Origin of the sequence: Alteromonas marina, assembly GCF_000808575.1 — a bacterium.
Taxonomy (GTDB): domain Bacteria; phylum Pseudomonadota; class Gammaproteobacteria; order Enterobacterales; family Alteromonadaceae; genus Alteromonas; species Alteromonas marina_A.
Genome location: NZ_JWLW01000004.1, coordinates 62,462 through 75,147, shown reverse-complemented (window position 1 = coordinate 75,147; position 12,686 = coordinate 62,462). Strand labels below are relative to the sequence as shown.

The 12,686-nt window shown below is 46.2% G+C and carries 8 protein-coding genes; 2 read left to right on the top strand and 6 right to left on the bottom strand.

Annotated features, from left to right (window positions below):
• Positions 1 to 225: 225 nt before the first annotated feature.
• The 5 genes from RJ41_RS02825 to ffh all read right to left on the bottom strand — a co-directional run bounded on the left by RJ41_RS02825 (position 226) and on the right by ffh (position 9,846).
• Complete coding sequence (locus tag RJ41_RS02825; protein ID WP_039216744.1) at positions 226 to 1,443, bottom strand: hypothetical protein; 1,218 nt, start codon at positions 1,441 to 1,443, stop codon at positions 226 to 228.
• Positions 1,440 to 2,075 (bottom strand): condensin complex protein MksE, encoded by a 636-nt coding sequence (locus tag RJ41_RS02820; RefSeq protein WP_014978725.1) that lies wholly within the window; start codon positions 2,073 to 2,075, stop codon positions 1,440 to 1,442. The genes RJ41_RS02825 and RJ41_RS02820 overlap by 4 nt, the downstream gene beginning before the upstream one ends.
• Positions 2,072 to 5,794, bottom strand: a complete 3,723-nt coding sequence (locus RJ41_RS02815) for an ATP-binding protein (protein WP_039216742.1) — start codon at positions 5,792 to 5,794, stop codon at positions 2,072 to 2,074. Before RJ41_RS02815 ends, RJ41_RS02820 begins: the two co-directional genes overlap by 4 nt.
• Positions 5,795 to 6,146: 352 nt before the next feature.
• Complete coding sequence (locus RJ41_RS02810) at positions 6,147 to 8,222, bottom strand: YncE family protein (protein ID WP_039216740.1); 2,076 nt, start codon at positions 8,220 to 8,222, stop codon at positions 6,147 to 6,149.
• A 184-nt stretch (positions 8,223 to 8,406) separates the two neighbouring features.
• Entirely contained in the window at positions 8,407 to 9,846 is a 1,440-nt protein-coding gene (ffh, locus tag RJ41_RS02805; protein WP_014948819.1) for a signal recognition particle protein, read from the bottom strand.
• A gap of 298 nt (positions 9,847 to 10,144) precedes the next feature.
• Here ffh and RJ41_RS02800 point away from each other — a divergent pair, with 298 nt between their 5' ends.
• Positions 10,145 to 10,936, top strand: coding sequence for a cytochrome C assembly family protein (locus RJ41_RS02800; RefSeq protein WP_039216739.1), 792 nt, complete (start codon positions 10,145 to 10,147; stop codon positions 10,934 to 10,936).
• Positions 10,937 to 11,111: 175 nt separating this feature from the next.
• On the top strand, positions 11,112 to 12,404 hold the full coding sequence (locus tag RJ41_RS02795) for an HlyC/CorC family transporter (RefSeq protein WP_039216738.1): 1,293 nt from the start codon (positions 11,112 to 11,114) through the stop codon (positions 12,402 to 12,404).
• A gap of 25 nt (positions 12,405 to 12,429) precedes the next feature.
• Here the strand turns inward: RJ41_RS02795 and RJ41_RS02790 are convergent, their stop codons facing one another.
• On the bottom strand, positions 12,430 to 12,624 hold the full coding sequence (locus RJ41_RS02790; protein WP_039216737.1) for a hypothetical protein: 195 nt from the start codon (positions 12,622 to 12,624) through the stop codon (positions 12,430 to 12,432).
• Positions 12,625 to 12,686 lie beyond the last annotated feature (62 nt).

Here is a 12,686-nt window from a genome sequence, read left to right as displayed (position 1 = left end):
GTTAAATAAGTGTAAACACCTATTGCATTATAGGTGTTTTTTGACAGGTTCCAAGTGTCATACATCTCAAAATCTTGTGTGATTATGATGTAAACATGGGTTAACAAAGGCAGTGACTTTTGTTTAGATTTGAACAACTAGCGTTGTAAGAACGTCTGGCACACCCTTGATAAACGTGGGCCAGACTTTACCTTGATAGTCGATGGGTAAAATTAAGAAATGACGTTAACGCAAGCCCAAGGTGATATCGTTTATGTAGAAATTACCCGTATAGACTTTATCGTTATTACCATGGGATTCTAATGCAAAAAACTGCTTATCTTCATCGTTCAGGGCTTGATATCCACCAATTACCTGATAAATCCACACTTCAGGGTCAAAGTCTAACGCCTGTTCTTCAAAGTAATCCAGCGCCGTTTTAGGCTGGCCCGAATCGATGACTTCACAGAAATACGCTTCTACTGCTTGCTGTAATGGATCTTTCTCAAGCGACAAAGTTGATTGCTCAGTCACATCAATATCGACCGGTTTCGTGTCTTCGTGCTTAGTTTGACGTTTATGTACGTGGGTTAACGACGCCACAATATTCTGATAATCGGCTTCATGCTCAACGTTGTTCACGTCTGGGGCGGCGTTAGCAATAATCGCGTCCGATTGGTTAAACAAAACAGGCACATTAGTCAGGTTAGCGTAGTTGCCTGGCGCAAAATCAGGCTGCTGCTCCATGTGTAGCAAGAAGCCTTTAAGCAAGCGTGTTCGACCTTGGAACTCTCTAAACCGGCCTAACAAGTCTAATAAGCGTGCTTGTACTACCGACAGCTCCTGTGCGGCCCTGGCAAAGCGCTGCTGTAGCGACACCACCAGCAAGTGACGAAGTTCACGGTTAGAACCCGCCAGTTCACTTAACTCATCGAAGCGGAAACACTCAAGCTGGGCAAGTAAGTCGGTTACCTGTCCTTGCGCTAGCTCATTTTCGCGAATTTTAGCGTCAACCGAAGACACATAGCCAAACTCATTGTTAATACGGCCAAACATGACACGTACGCTATTACTCAATGATTCTGAAAGTTGATAGACATGCTCGGTTAAATCGCCCATGTGGGCTGCCGCTTCATTGTACTTGTTGTAGTGAAGGGCTTCTTTATAGTGCTCGGTTAGGGTTTTAAGGCTTGCCAGCGACGCACCAATATTGGCGTTGATAGTCCGGTTGCGCTCGTCTTGTAAACTACCTTCTAAAAGGGTTCTTACGGCGCTTTTTAAGCGCAGTTCGCTTTGCGCTTCCGGGCGCCACAATACGCCTAATTGAACAAGCTGTTCCAACACCTTAGGGCTGTGATCGCGCTCTTTTACTGAACCATTAATGTACGCCTGCATGATCAGGTCGCTGTGACGACCCAATGCGTTTAATAGTTTAGTCCCTGCCTGAATTAACACCTGGCTCATATCAAGCTACCTTGCGAAATAGCGGCCTCCGCCTGCTCAGATAAACTCAGCGCTTCAGTTTCATCAATGAAACGTAGCATTTCGTAAAGGTGTTCAATTTTGCCCGTGCCCAGATAAATCTGTTTATCTGGGTTTGGCTTAATCAGATAACCCATTTCGGTTAAGCGTTTAAACACCTGCTTTAGCTGACCATCCAAATTCACACTGGTAGAGCCAAACATACGATAGCGCGATATTTTCTCTAACTGCTCAGCATAGGCGGGGGTGTCTTCAATGGTAGTTTGCAGCTCGTTTAATCGAATCGCGCTACCCATGGTAATGGGCATATCAGATTCATTGGCTTGCTGAACTAGCAGCAACCACTCTACCAGAGGCACTAGGTTAGATGCTGTATCTTGGAACTGCTGTGTAAGCACTTTACGCTCGTTCTCACCAATGGTGAGGAAGCTGGCAAAGAATACGTCACCCTCAGCGGTGGTCGATAATGTACGATTTAATAACGCTAAATGGGGTTCTAACTGCGCAGCGTTGTCTCTTGATTTAAGAAAACGCCATGCTTCTTCATCGGTCACTTGACAAATAAACGCGCCTTGTAAAAGTGCACTCAGTACACGGCCTTGTTCTGTCATCATGCTGATGCCTCCTCACCTGCTACTTCACCGTTCTTTTCTGCTTCTTTTTTCTGTTTAATGCGCGCCCCTATAGCGCTTACTTTTGGCTGAACCACCTGCAGTTGGCGGGTTACCTTATCTATCAAGTAGCGGTTTTCAAACAACGTCAGTACTTCCGATTCTGGGTTAGGGAATGCGCCGACTACACTAATGTTATTGTTTTGACACGCTTCAAAGATTTTCTTCACGTTGTTTTGGTGAAGTGTACCGAGTTCATCGATCGGCCAATGCACTGTGGCGTCAGCATCGCCGCGCAGCAGACGAGTGAAAGCGAGTAAGAATTTACACAGAATAAGGTAGGCCATACCGTGGCTTGATGACTCGTTAAGCTGGCGGTCAGTACGAATGACAAGGTCACTTTTACCCTCACGAAGGTGTAGCTCGATATCAAGTAGCTTGCTAATGCCGCCCGTAAGCGCTGCACGGCCAAGAATATCAAGAACCCGGCGCATACTTTGACCGTATTCTTCCTCTGGTAACTCGTTAGCCCCCTCTTCCATCCAGTGCTCATAGAGCTTTCTGAATTGCTCAAGTTCGGGCCAGAATTCAAGTTCACTAATACGTGAGCGAATTTTAACAGCCGAGTCTGATACACCATCAAGAGAAAGGTCGCCGTCGACCTCTTGGGTAATACGGCGGCTTTGCGACACAATGCGTTTGTCGATATCGGCAAGTACAAAGTAGTATTGCGAAAGATCGGCACCAAAGATACGCCCTTGCTCACGCAAGCCCTGTAGCTTCTGCGGAACAATCACGTTTAGAAGCTGTGCCAAATGAGACACCATACGGCGGTGGTCAAAGCTCTTCACGCCGTGGGCGTTCAGCGTTGCACACTCTTCACGGGCGCGCTCCCACGTATCCGACAATCCTGTGCCCGCTTGCGCGGCAATAAGCTGATCGAACCGTTCTACATAAGCGCGAATATCGCTTAGTAAGTTTTCGCGCTCTTGAAGCTGGCTTTGCACTTCTGAAATACGCTGACCAATACTTACATCGTCATGCTTAATTTCAGCCGTTTCATCACCTGCCTGAAGCGTAAGCTTGGCAAGAGATTTACTTAAGGTTTTAACCTGTTCCAAGTGCTCACTGGCAGTTTTAAGCGTAGTTTCGAGCTGCCCGTGCTGCTCTTGAAGCTGTTCGCGGTTAGCTTTATAGGTGGCTTGTTTGCTAGCTAAATTACGCTCGGACTCACCCAATAACTTACGCGACTTAGACAAGCCTTCCTGCCATACCACTTTTTGCTTGGTAAATACGTTAGTGTACCAACGCTCGTAGTCGGCCACTTTATGACGATGGGTTTCAGTGCGAGTAATGTCTTCTTTAAGCTTATTGATTTGCTTTTTAAGCTGACCTATTTCATCAACATCCACGCCGCGATTACTTAATTCGCTTTCCAGCCAGCTCTGCATATCTTTGCGGTCTTGTGCAGCGTTGTCTTTCGCCTTACGCATGTCGCTATCAAGCTGAGATATACGTGCTTCACTGTCAGCGATAAGCTGCTGCCAATGGAATTTGTGTTCGGTTTCCGCTTCGCGCTGCTGATCTTTGATTTCGTCACGACTAAGCTCAAATTGTGCTTTCGCTTGCTTTTGCGACTGTTGATTTGCTTCAAGCTTAGTTTTGGCTTTTTGTTTACGTACAGAAAGCGCCTGCTGATATTCGCTAAGTACCGTATCGCGGTCTTGCTGTGCACGTTTACGGCTGGCTTCGGCACTTTTAACGGCGTTGTCTTTTTGAGTAACCACAAGTTCGGCGTTGCGCACATCTTCGTTCGCTTTCGCGAGGCGCTGTTCACATTCGTTTTGCGCGGCAAGGGCAGCGGCTTGACGAATTTCGGCTTCTTGCAGCTGCTGTTTAAGGGCTTGTTCGGTAAAGGCATAGTCTGGGGTATCAAGTTCAGTAAGCGCTAACTTAACGCCCATAAAGGTATCGCTGTCGCCTTGTGCATTCTTTGCCATAGCAGGTGCTAAATCAGTACGCTCTAGTAGCTCAGGGCGAACAACTTTACCTAAGGACAACTCCCAGTCATCGACGTTGGCGCGCAAGAACTCAAGTAGCGAGCCTTCGCCTGGGTAAAGAAGCGCATTAATTTTGTTAACCGCTTTTTCTTCTTGTTGAAAGGCGTTGCGCGCTTTATCTAACGCATTAGAACACTCTTTGCGAAACTCAACTGATTTGCTGTGCGCCTGCTGCGCTTGTCGCAGCTCACCCCGCGCTGCATCTTCATTAATCGATGCTTCTTTTATGGCCGCATCAAGAATATCTAGCTGAGATTGTTCAAACTCGTTGTAGCCTGCGTTACTTAGTGAAGCTTTTAGTTCAGCTTCAGCAACTTTTAGCTCATTCAAACTATTTTGGTAATCGTTCTGAAGCGCGCTTAGCTGGCTATTGTAGTCGCTCTGAATACGACTTAATGCTTCACGCTCGCTCTGCTGCTGCTCAGCTTTATTCTCTGCGGCTTCTTGGCGTGCGGCTGACATTTCTTCTAAAGTGATTGACAGTTTTTCACCTAGCTCAGCCAAGCGCTTGTTATAGGCCGACTCAATATCTTGGTGTTTTTCAGTAAGCAGTACATAGCGACTATCGGCCATGGCCTTTTCATTTTGCCACTGCGACAAATTTGCCACGTCTTCTTTAAGCTGCTCAATATTTTCGTCTTGCCACTTATCGAATTCACGCTCTACCGTATCAAGTTCACTGGTGAACTTCTCAACATCGGCGCGAGCAGATGAAATCACCTGATTTAGGTGATCACGGGTATCACCCCACTCGCTGTCCGTTTGTTTGCGCTGGAAGCTATTCTCATCCAGTTCATTCTTTGTTGTTTCAACGCGCGCAGCCAAGTAGGTCTTATCAAGCTCGAAGCTATGCTTAAGGTTAGCAAGCACTTGCTCTGTTGTGGTTAGCGCCATGTCAGCTTGTTCGAGTTTAGAAAACTCAGGGCGAATTTTGTCGAATTGTTTAATTAAGTGACATTCTTTAATCCAGTCATCGACGCGATGGCGGCTTAGGCCTGAAGTAGGTGGCGTAACGCCATCTTCTTCTAAAATGGCGGCAATCATGGCCTTGATGGTTTCCATCTTGCCTTCTTTTGAGTGTACCGCTTTAGCCAGTTTTTCGATGTGGCGCATGTGTTTCGACGGTTCGCAAAGGCTAAAGATTTTAGCGTAGCCTAATAGCTCACGTGCATTGTTACTCTGGTTAAGCACACCGTGATCGTTTTGGATGATTGCGCGGAAGTCTTTCGTATTAAGTAAGCTCGTAACCAATATGTTGTTACGCTTCATGGCACGTGCAAGCTCGGCGCTGCTTACACTGGCGTGTTTGCCGTTCTTTTGCTCTATCAAGTAGTCACTGATTTCAAATGGCTTGCCGATTAAACGGTAATTTACGCCCGTACCATTTGAGCTTAACACTGCTTGGCACAGGTCACCTTCGGCACGCGTGTATTCATATATAATAAAGCTAGATAAACGAGGCAAGTACCAGCGTTCAAAGCTGTCACGGGTTGCCGGTACCACGCGGCTAGGATATTCGCCGTAAAACACGGGAATAAGTCGTTGAAGCGTGGTTTTACCCGACGCATTGGTACCACAAATATTGGTGTGTCCATCAAGCTTTAGCTCGACCACGCCTGGTAAATGCGTGTCGATAAGAATAATACGTTTTAAGCCTGCCATAGTGTTCCTGTATCAATAACTCTGCCGCGTGAACGCTCACACAGCACAAAACTGTACCTGCTTTGATAGGGTAAAAGTTGCATACCTGAAAGAAAGCGAGCACATGCGCACGATGTAGCCCGTCAGTGTATTATGAATTCACGAATTTGCACAGATGCGCGGCGATTTGTTGGTTACAAAGCATGCTATTGTTTGAAAGTTAAGTTAGCAAAGCATTTAAATATGCCGATAACGCTACTTAAATATAAAGCGGCACGTACTGATTAGGTACGTGCCGCTTTAGCGAAAGCATAAAGCTTTCATTGAACAGCTAAGAAGTGAACTGTTTCTATAAGGCTGTCTATCAGCTGTTTTACTTCACTGACAATACATTTACCGACTCAGGCGCGGGATACATCATGCTGAAAGTCGGCGCAATGTCACCCGAGGCTGCATTTAGAATATTGTCAAAGCGCAGGATCATGCCATTTGATTTTTCAGCAACATATACATGGCCATTGCTGAGCATCAAGTCTACCGGATTACCCAACATTGAGTTCGGTCCTGCAATATTAACCGATACATCAGTTATGCCATCGGCACTGCCTGCGCCAGGGATCACGTACAATTTACCGTCAGTAGCATCCGCTGCGCTGCCTACATCGGAAATGACCAAGCTATCGCTTTGGCTATCATAGTCTATGCCATGGATGTTGGTCGGCGCGGCAAATGCTGTCCCACCACTTGCAGGAACAATCAGCCTGTCTTCACCCGTAATTACGGTTTCACCGCTTTCCATTTTGCGCATCACTTCTTCAAACACGGCAACCGAACCGTTAGTTAACGCCAGATAGGCGCTATCAGTCGATGGGTCGTAATCCACATCCCAAGGGCGCGCCCCGTTGGACGCTTCAAGTGTTAATAGAGGCGCAACATTGCCTGACGCACAAGGCGAAAATACGCGAACGGCAGGAGTAGTTTCGTTGACATCAGCTACAAATACCACACCTGCTTCTGAGGCAATATCTAACCCTTTAGGTGCAATCAGTCCGGTAGCGCTACCCATAATCATGTGGTCGTAGCTATCGCTGTACGTCATTCCATCGCGCATAGTTTTCAAGCGGTTGATTACTAGTAAGCCACCTGTTGAGCTATCCACATCATCAAAGGTGATGACACCATCACCACTAGCCGTGAAAGCGGCACTCTCAATGCTCATACCAACCTCAAAGGTGCTTAGCTCGCTGGAAAGTACTGCGCTGTATTGCGCTACTTGCCCCGTGGTTGCACCTTCGCTTGCAGGGTTACTTGATACCGAAAGGCCCATAATAGGCATGGTAGTTATCCCGTCGTCAGAGGCGTCCTTCATTTCATCTAGTTCTTTAAATTCAGCCAAAGACTCTGGTTTCACCGAAGGTGTAGATAACGTCGGGGCAATGTCGCCGCTCGCACCGTTAAATATGTTTGAGAACACCAAAATGGCGTCATTGGATTTTTCCGCCACGCGAAGGTCAGAGCCCGTAAGAATAATATCTACAGGATTACCGAGCTGCGTCGATGCTCCACCGATAACTCTTGTTGGAACGACAGCTCCGTCAGCCGTAGAGACATTTTCTAAAACAAAAATTTGACCATCATCGGCAATTGCAGCATCGCCAACGTCTGACAACACCATGCGGTTAGACATAGGCTCATATACAATACCATGAAGGTTTACTGATATTTGATTTCCGTCTGCATCAGAAGGTACCACCGAGCGCATTACTGTGGGCGCAAAACCCGAACCAGCTACATTGTCATATACCGCTAGCGTACCATCGGTTAGAGCCACAAATAATCTATCGTTCTGTTCATCGTATGCTAGGTCCCATGGTTTTGCAGAAACCATAATCTCAGCAACAGGCGCAACGTCTCCCGACGCTTGCCCACCGAAAACGCTTACCTTTTGACCGTTAAAATCAGCTACCATTACCAACCCAGCGTCTTCAGCAAACGCGATACCTTTAGGGTTAACCAGGCCTGTTGCTGTACCGGTGATTTCGTTACCCGTATTCATCATATAGTTAGTTTGGACATCGAAATTGCACAATGTCCTCAATAAAGGTAAATCACTGTCACCTGCTTGCACCAAGGCTCCGCTTTCAGTGAAAACAATGCCTTCATTAGCGCCTGTGGTTACCGTGCTGAGTGCATTGGCATTTTGATCTACCACAGTTACCGTGTTGCGATTAGCATCGCCATTATTCGCAACCAAAAACGTACCAGCAGCAAAGCCAGGCGCACCGTCTTGCCCTGGAGCTCCATCTTGGCCTGGTGCGCCATCGATACCATCTGCGCCATTCAAACCGTCGCTCCCGTCATCACCATTACAGGCGCTTAAGGCAAAAACCATAGCTGAAGCTAATAGCGAAAGTTTTAATTTTTGTTGTGATGTTTTATTGAATTCCATCTTCATCTCCGTACTTATTGTTTAGTGAAGAGACGCTGCCAACCGCGCAATGCGATAAGTACTGCTCACGTCCTACTCAATAAGCCAAACGGGCGACGATTGATATTAGATGCAAAAAAATAAAAAAACCTCAATGCATTGCTGCGATTGAGGTTTTTTAGCGTTATGAAATTATGCGATAGCCTTAACGTGGAGGGAAGCCACCGCCTCCGCCAAATCCGCCTGGACCGCCGAATCCACCCGGGCCGCCTGGACCACCTGGGCCTCCAAAACCGCCACCCGGAGGCATCATGCCTTTCATCTGGCGCATCATCTTCTTCATGCCGCCGCCAGACATCTTTTTCATCATTTTCTGCATTTGCGTAAACTGTTTAAGCAAACGGTTTACGTCTTGAATTTGCGTACCTGAGCCTGCTGCAATACGGCGCTTACGCGACCCTTTAATCATATCTGGGCGCGCACGTTCAGCCGGTGTCATTGAGTTAATGATGGCTTCCATTTGATTGAACTGCTTGTCGTTTGCCTGATCTTTGATTTTATCAGACATACCACCCATGCCAGGAAGCTTATCAAGCATTCCCATCATGCCGCCCATGTTCTTCATTTGCTCAAGCTGATCTTTAAAGTCTTGCAGGTCGAAGCCTTTTCCTTTCTGTACTTTCTTGGCTAGCTTTTCCGCTTTCGACTTATCAACCTTACGCTCAACCTCTTCGATAAGGCTAAGTACGTCGCCCATGCCCAAGATACGAGACGCAATACGCTCAGGGTGGAAAGGCTCAAGTGCATCAACTTTTTCGCCCATACCGATAAACTTGATAGGTTTACCCGTAATGTGACGAACCGACAGTGCTGCACCACCTCGTGCGTCACCATCTGCTTTGGTCAGTATTACACCCGTTAAAGGCAGTGCATCGTTAAACGCCTTTGCCGTATTCGCAGCATCCTGACCGGTCATGGCATCAACCACGAACAGGGTTTCAATTGGCTTAACAGCAGCGTGAAGCTCTTTAATTTCGTCCATCATGTCGTTGTCGACATGCAAACGACCTGCAGTATCTACTAGTAGTACATCGAAGAAATTCTTCTTCGCTTCAACAATGGCATCGTTAACGATATCAATGGGCTTTTGTAAAATCGTTGACGGGTGAAAAGCTACATTCACTTCACCTGCAAGGGTTTCAAGCTGCTTGATAGCGGCCGGACGATAAACGTCGGCACTCACTACCATCACTTTCTTTTTCTCGCGCTCAGTTAGGTATTTCGCAAGTTTACCTACAGACGTAGTTTTACCCGCACCTTGTAAGCCCGCCATAAGCACAACAGCCGGAGGTTGAGTTGCGAGGTTAAGCTTTTCGTTCGCCTCCCCCATCACCGACTCTAGTTCAGACTGAACGATTTTAATAAATACTTGGCCAGGCTTGAGGCTTTTGGTTACTTCGGTACCAACTGCACGTTCTTTTACCTGTGCAACAAACGCTTTTACTACGGGTAGCGCAACGTCGGCTTCAAGTAGCGCCATACGCACTTCGCGTAGCGTTTCTTTAATATTGTCTTCAGTAAGACGCCCTTTACCGCTGACATTTCGTAATGTCTGGCCTAAGCGTTCTGATAAATTCTCAAACATAGTATGAAACTTCTTTTTATTTCAGACGTAATGCCCGCATTGTAACGTAAAAGCGAACGGTAACGTACCCACAATTGCGGTTAAATTTTTAAACTTTTGCGTCAAGGGTTGTCGAAATTTGATGTACGAATTTCGAAGTCGATATGGAGTAAAAATTGTCCTTCCATGATCCTATACCCACACTAAAAGTGGGTGTGAAACAAACAAAATCAAGGAGATGGTTGAATTTACTTGCAAGTTGCAGTATCAATACCGACTCAGTCGGTGAAGACGTCACCTACCTATTACAGGACGCATCATGAACACCCTTTTCGCCATTTCTGCTGCTTTACTCTACGCATTAGCTGCGGCAGTACTTATTGGCAAATTCGTACACCAAGACGGCCCGAATAAGCGATTAGGGCTATCCATCGCTAGTGTTGGGGCAATTGCACATATCGCTTTTCTCACCAACGTTATTATTGTCGCGCCTGGGCAAGACATGAGTGTAACCAACGTACTTTCATTAGTGTCGTGGATAATCACAGTATCCATGCTTATATTTGCCCGCGCCATTCCTAATCTTATTTTACTTCCTGTTGTTTTCGGCTTTGCAAGTCTTACGGTACTCGCCTCACAGTTTATTCCCGTGTCGTACATCATGCACATAGAGCTGCAGCCGGGCTTAGTTATCCATATTAGTTTGTCATTGTTTGCTTACTGCACTTTGGTCATTGCATTCTTATACGCACTGCAAATGTCCTACATTACCTACCGGTTAAAGCAAAAAGGTGCTGCGTTACTACATTCATCGTTACCCCCCCTTATGCTGGTAGAAAATATCTTATTTAAGCTATTACTTGCAGGCACTTGTTTATTAACAGTTTCGCTTATTAGCGGGTTTGTTTTTTTAGAAGATATGTTTAATAAAACCTATGCGCACAAAACAGTACTTTCCGCTGCAGCGCTTGTGGTATTTCTTGTTCTTCTTATAGGTCAGAAACTTCGAGGTTGGCGCGGGCGACAGGTCATTGTGATGACAGTGTTAGGCGTGACTTTATTGTCCCTTGCCTATTTTGGTAGCAAACTAGTTCGCGAATTTCTTCTTTAAAACTCCCTGTATTTATTGCTGAGCTCGCTGCCGGGCTGGCTGTTTAGGCGGCTCAGCGGCGCTCGTCACTTTTTGGTGTTATCTAGTTAATTAGGGGCATATCAACAATTTTCCCTTGAAACTCGCACCTCAAATCAATACATTTGAAGCCTAAGTTAAGACAGGAACCCATTAATTGGACGACATATCAACGAGTACGCTGTTTATCGCGCTCGGCGTACTCATATTACTATCTGCGTATTTTTCAAGTTCAGAAACTGGCATGATGTCGATAAACCGTTATCGACTCAAGCACTTGCAAGGAGAAGGCAACCGCTCAGCTATACGCGTTGCTAAACTTCTAGAACGACCTGATCGCCTTATAGGCCTTATTCTCATCGGTAACAACTTAGTAAACATTGCGGCATCCTCGCTCGCAACAATACTCTGTATTCGTTTATTCGGTGATTATTGGGGGCTTTTTGCTGCGACATTTGGCTTGACGCTGGTCTTACTTATTTTTGCAGAAGTAACGCCTAAAACCTTGGCTGCACTGTATCCAGAAAAAGTGGCATTCCCGAGCTCTATTATCCTGCTTCCGCTGCTTACTTTGCTGTACCCTTTTGTAGCAGCCATTAACGGTATCACAAACGGTATTCTGGCCTTACTAAGAATTAGTCCTTCAAGTGGAAGTGATGACTCGTTAAGTCGAGAAGAGTTAAGAACCGTGGTTTTCGAAGCGGGTGCCATGATCCCTAAGCGACACCAAGATATGTTGGTGAGTATTTTGGACTTAGAAAGCGTAACGGCCGAAGATATTATGGTGCCGCGTGCTGAAATTTTTGCTATCGACATAAACGACGACTGGAAGAAAATTCAGAAAGCGTTAACCCATGCTCAACATACCCGTGTTCTGTTATACCGAGACAGTGTCGATGATGCGGTAGGGTTTGTGCATGTGCGTGACGCCCTGCGCCTTTTATCAAAAGACCAGTTTACTAAATCGAGCTTGCTTCGTGCAGTTCGTGAGATTTATTACACACCTGAATCTACACCGCTGCACACATTGATGTACAAATTCCAAGCCGAAAAAGAGCGCATTGCTCTGGTTGTTGATGAGTATGGCGACATTATGGGTCTAGTCACTCTTGAAGATATTCTTGAAGAGATTATCGGTGACTTTACCACCAGTATGGTTCCAGACCACAGTAAAGAAGCACACGTTCAGCAAGATGGCTCGGTACTGGTTGATGGAAGCGCCAACGTACGAGAGTTGAACAGAGAAATGGATTGGAATTTGCCGACTGAAGGTCCCAAAACCCTTAACGGTCTGTTGCTTGAGTATCTCGAGGATATTCCTGAAAACAAGGTAAGTGTGCGTTTGGCGGGTTACCCATTAGAAATTGTAGACATTTCAGAAAGCATGATAAAAACAGTTAGAATCATGCCGGAATACTACGTGCCACCAAGAGAATCGAATAACGACTAAACTCTTAAGGCTAGTAGTTTCGACGCTAGCCTTTTGCTTCATCAGCGAGTCGCTGCGCACGATTTGCCATCGCTCTCGCTTTCGCAGCAGCGACCTTATCTGACAACTCAGATAACTTGGCAATAATATCCTGCGTCTCCTCATCTTCACGTAAATCAGCCTCCGCCATATGCGATTGCAATGAACGCTTAAGGAGCTCAGGAATAGATTTGCTGTCCATTTCCCAACCCTTCAATAGAATAAACTTTGACACTCTCAAAGAGGCTATCGACCGAAGAGAAA

Coding starts and splice junctions, on each gene's coding strand:
- ffh (WP_014948819.1), bottom strand. CDS start 9,846: ATGTTTGAGAATTTATCAGAACGCTTAGGCCAGACATTACGAAATGTC.
- RJ41_RS02810 (WP_039216740.1), bottom strand. CDS start 8,222: ATGGAATTCAATAAAACATCACAACAAAAATTAAAACTTTCGCTATTA.
- RJ41_RS02820 (WP_014978725.1), bottom strand. CDS start 2,075: ATGATGACAGAACAAGGCCGTGTACTGAGTGCACTTTTACAAGGCGCG.
- RJ41_RS02800 (WP_039216739.1), top strand. CDS start 10,145: ATGAACACCCTTTTCGCCATTTCTGCTGCTTTACTCTACGCATTAGCT.
- RJ41_RS02825 (WP_039216744.1), bottom strand. CDS start 1,443: ATGAGCCAGGTGTTAATTCAGGCAGGGACTAAACTATTAAACGCATTG.
- RJ41_RS02815 (WP_039216742.1), bottom strand. CDS start 5,794: ATGGCAGGCTTAAAACGTATTATTCTTATCGACACGCATTTACCAGGC.
- RJ41_RS02790 (WP_039216737.1), bottom strand. CDS start 12,624: ATGGACAGCAAATCTATTCCTGAGCTCCTTAAGCGTTCATTGCAATCG.